Source organism: Acinetobacter sp. YH16044, assembly GCF_013417145.1.
In the GTDB taxonomy this organism is placed as follows: Bacteria; Pseudomonadota; Gammaproteobacteria; order Pseudomonadales; family Moraxellaceae; genus Acinetobacter; species Acinetobacter amyesii.
Genome location: NZ_VPEK01000144.1, coordinates 1 through 1,329, shown reverse-complemented (window position 1 = coordinate 1,329; position 1,329 = coordinate 1). Strand labels below are relative to the sequence as shown.

Sequence of the window (1,329 nt, the reverse complement as noted above, 5' to 3'; positions counted from 1 at the left end):
AAATAAAATTCAGTTTTATGATAACTTTACTGTTAAAAGAAGTCTAGACAACCTTGTTTTATGCTTGGATATAAGGCTTATTTTAAAATAATAGTAGTGAAGATTTTCTAAAATTAACATAATACACCTTATACGAAATAAAAATGGGAGCCTTAAGCTCCCATTTTTTAAGTAATTTTTTCAAATAAGGCTTGGGTGAGCATCTAAAATTCGAATCAATGTAGCTGCTGGTCCAGTTGGATAGCGTTTTCTAATAAAAGATCTAAATACGTATCTTTCATCAATTGAGATTCATTGTTATTCAATATATTGTAGGTTGAAAGTATCAAATGTGAAAGTTGAGGATCAGAACGTAGGGTTGATTCGATAGCAAGTTCGATAGGCTCATTAAATATTCCTTCATAGCTTTTTTTTAACCATGCTGGATCTAAATGCATCATTTTATAAGTGAAGCCGAGAGGATCTGGTGCATTACCATCATGAACTTCTTCAGGTTCAAGCATGAAAGTTTGACCTTGATAGCTATCAATAATTTTTTTTCTACAATTGAATTGTTGATGTCCTAACTCTGTTACCCCTATAAGATAACTTGAGTGTAGATGAGGATCGTATGCAAAGCCTTTGAAGTGGGCATGAATTAGTTCTATACCTGTAGACTTATCCTGTGTGACATTGACCCAATTGCTCATATTTACTTAATTAGTCCTAATGGATTTAGCTTATCAAAAATTATCTAATGAAGAAATTCTAAAATTAACATAATACACCTTATACAAAATGCCCTTGTAAGCCCTTAATCAAGGGCATTTTTAGTCTCTACTTAACATAAAATTTTGGTGGTGCTTCAAAAAGTATGCTGCCTTTAAATGAAGCCATTATTGATGTAAAAGAAAAGAAGGCTAAATCAAAAGCTTTAAAATGGTTTTCAAGCTTTTTTGAAAAATTACAGCTTCTTCTGAAGCTACGCCTAATTCTATGCCTTATTTTGCAATTATTGCCTTCAATACCTACAGTAAAAAATTTACCAATACTTTGCTTACCATTTTTAAAAGCAGTGATGAAACTGTCCCAATGATCACTTGCAATTCGGGTGTAGTGAATATCTAATTGTTTAAGCTTTGTCTTCAATTGTTAGACTGTAGCTAAATCTCGTTTACCCCAAACATAAGCAACAATTTCACCTGTTTCTCGATGATAGGCGTAAATAAGCCATTGTTTATTCTTTTTATTTCCAACAAAATTCCAGAACTCATCTACTTCGAGAGATTCATAATGACTTTGCTGAGGCTGAATTTCATAGGTTGATTCAGTTAAAGTACGTAAAACTTT

Annotated in this window: 3 pseudogenes; all 3 read right to left on the bottom strand. The window is 32.0% G+C overall.

The features are described 5' to 3' along the window. Nucleotides 1-180: 180 nt before the first annotated feature. Nucleotides 181-249: pseudogene (locus FTV38_RS17590) on the bottom strand (transcriptional regulator); the annotation flags it as partial. A 14-nt stretch (nucleotides 250-263) separates the two neighbouring features. Further along, nucleotides 264-689 (bottom strand): annotated as a pseudogene (locus FTV38_RS17585) (AraC family ligand binding domain-containing protein); the annotation flags it as partial. Between the two features lie 173 nt (nucleotides 690-862). After that, nucleotides 863-1,329 (bottom strand): annotated as a pseudogene (locus tag FTV38_RS17580) (IS1 family transposase); the annotation flags it as partial.